Origin of the sequence: Rathayibacter sp. AY1H2, assembly GCF_002931985.1 — a bacterium.
GTDB lineage: Bacteria > Actinomycetota > Actinomycetes > Actinomycetales > Microbacteriaceae > Rathayibacter.
The window spans coordinates 1-2,465 of record NZ_PSUV01000041.1 but is presented as its reverse complement, the minus strand read 5'-3'; the positions used below and the strand labels follow the sequence as shown (position 1 = coordinate 2,465).

Here is a 2,465-nt window from a genome sequence, read left to right as displayed (position 1 = left end):
TCGGCCTCCGCCGTCGAGGCCGCGCGGGTGCAGCCGGGGAACCGGCAGGTCCGGTCGCGCAGCTGCAGCTGGAGGCGCATCCGAGGGGGCGGGACGCGGGCGGACCGGGACGCGGGCGGACCGGGACGCGGTGGCCGACGCCCCGAAGCGCCGAAGCACGACGGGACACGGGGTTCGAGGCTCGGAGCTCCGGGACACGGGACACGGGGCTCGGAGCTCGGGGCTCGGGGCTCGGAGCTCGAGGCTCGACGAAGCGCCAACGTGCCGACGGACCTCGCGGCGCCGGAGGTGAGAGAGCGCGAGGGCGCCTGGGCGTGTCCAGGCACGGCGATTCACCGCCTCGCGGCCGACGGAGTGTCGAATCGCCCGGCATGTCGGGCTGCGGATCAGAACGGCGGAGGCGCGTCCACGAACCGCGGCCGCGTCGGCGACAGCACCGATGGCGACGGTCGAGGTGACGACGGTCGCGATGACCTCAGCTGCGATGACGAGGATCGTGGTGACAGCGGGTGCGGCTGCTGCTCCGGCTGCGGCTCCGGCTCCGGTTCTTGCGCCGACTGCGGCGTCGGTCGTCGCGTGGGCGGCAGCGGAGCCCCGGGCAGCGCCCGCGGTCGGTCGGTGATCCGTCGGCCGGTGGGGGTCGTCCAGACGACGGTGCCGTCCGGATGGAGGGTGTAGGTCCAGCGGTCGCCGTGGCGGACGTGGTGGTGCGCGACGCAGAGCGAGGCCAGGTTGCCGAGGGCGGTCTCGCCTCCGTTCCGCCACTCGAGGGTGTGGTCGGCCTCCGCCGTCGAGGCCGCGCGGGTGCAGCCGGGGAACCGGCAGGTCCGGTCGCGCAGCTGCAGCTGGAGGCGCATCCGAGGGGGCGGGACGCGGAGGGTCCTGCCGACCGACGTCACCACTCCCGTGTCCGGATCGGTCAGCACCCGCGTGAAGGCGGCCGCCGTGCGCACGAGCTCCCGGGCGATGTCGGCGGGGACGAGACCGTAGCCGTCGAGTTCGGCCGGCGCGTCGTCGAGGCCGACGGCGGTGCTGGCGGCCAGGGTGAGGCGCACGTCGGCGCGGACTCCGGAGACCGAGGCGTGGATTCCGGAGCCCGAGGCACGGACGGCGCTCGCTCCTTCTCCCGAGGATCCGTCTGCGGAGATGTCGCCGTCGATGAGCAGATCGACGAGCGCGTCGGCCCGCAGCTGCGCGAGCGTCCGGCCGTCGCCGAGGGAGATGTCAGCGTCTCCACCGGCGCCGCCACCCGTCTCCGCGCCGAGCCCGGCACCGGCACCAGCACCAGCACCAGCACCGGCACCAGCACCAGCACCAGCACCAGCACCAGCACCAGCACCAGCACCAGCACCAGCACCAGCACCAGCGTCCGTCCGTGCGCCGACTGCCACCGGAGCATCGCCACGGGCACCAGCACCGCTCTGTGCAGTCGCAGTCGCAGTCGCAGTCGCACTCGCACTCGCACTCCCACTCGCACTCGCACTCGCACCTGCACCTGCACCTGCACCTGCACCTGCACCTGCACCTGCACCGAACCCGATCCCCGCCGCGTCCGCCCCGTCGCGGAGCGAGCGGGCGATCCGGTCGAGACGGTTGTAGGCGCCGACCGCGACCGGGGCCGGCAGCAGGGCGCAGAGCGTGGCCATGCCGTCGGCCTCGGCTCCGAGCCACACGCTGCGGTCCTCTCGGGCGCGGGCGTGGCGTTCGGTGAACGGCTGCTCGTGCAGCTCGTCGCGCAACCGCGCCACGGTCCGGCGGAGCTGGGTGGGCGTCTGCGTGAGCGCCGCGGCGGCCGCCCGCTCGTCGAAGGGCGCGCGCGACGGAGCGGGGAGGGTCGCGGCGGCGGCGCAGACGACCTCGCCGGCCTCCCAGAGGATCCGGGCCTCGGCCAGGAGGGCACGGGTCGCCGGGAGGTCCTCGATGAGGAGCCGAGCATGCTCGAGACGTCGAGACGCCGCGCGCTCCGACATCCCGAGCGCCGTCGCGAACTCGGCTCGGATCGAGCGCTCCACGAGGTCTCCCGCCTCGCTCCGGGAGAGACGGCTCCCCCGCGCGAACGACTCCGGCACGAGCAACGCCGCCCCGTAGGCCGTGTGCAGGGCGACGGCTCCCGCGAGCAGCACCGGTGCCGAGGAGCGGGCGAGCCCCGCCGCGAGACCGGCGAGCGCGCGCACCGCGTCGAGCGTCTGCGTCGTCTCGCCCGCCTGCACCGCCTCGACCGCCTGCATCGCGTCACCCGAACTTCTCATACATGTATTGAATCAGCGACCACCGACATCGGGCCGGGCCCGTGACCAGGATCGGGACAACGGAGCCGGTACCCCGCCTGTGGAGGGACGAACCGCCGGCGAGCGCGGGCTCGCACACCGCTGTCCGCGCGATTCCTGAGCCGAGCACCAGCCCGCGCCGCCCACCCCGCTCGAACCCGTCCGCTCGAACCGGGGCCGCTCGAACCCACCCCAACC

General features: G+C 74.6%; 1 protein-coding gene. It reads right to left on the bottom strand.

Features of this window, described 5'->3' with window-relative positions; all coding sequences use genetic code 11:
• Window positions 1-386: 386 nt before the first annotated feature.
• Window positions 387-2,249 (bottom strand): HNH endonuclease signature motif containing protein, encoded by a 1,863-nt coding sequence (locus tag C5C29_RS16730; protein ID WP_104308594.1) that lies wholly within the window; start codon window positions 2,247-2,249, stop codon window positions 387-389.
• Window positions 2,250-2,465 lie beyond the last annotated feature (216 nt).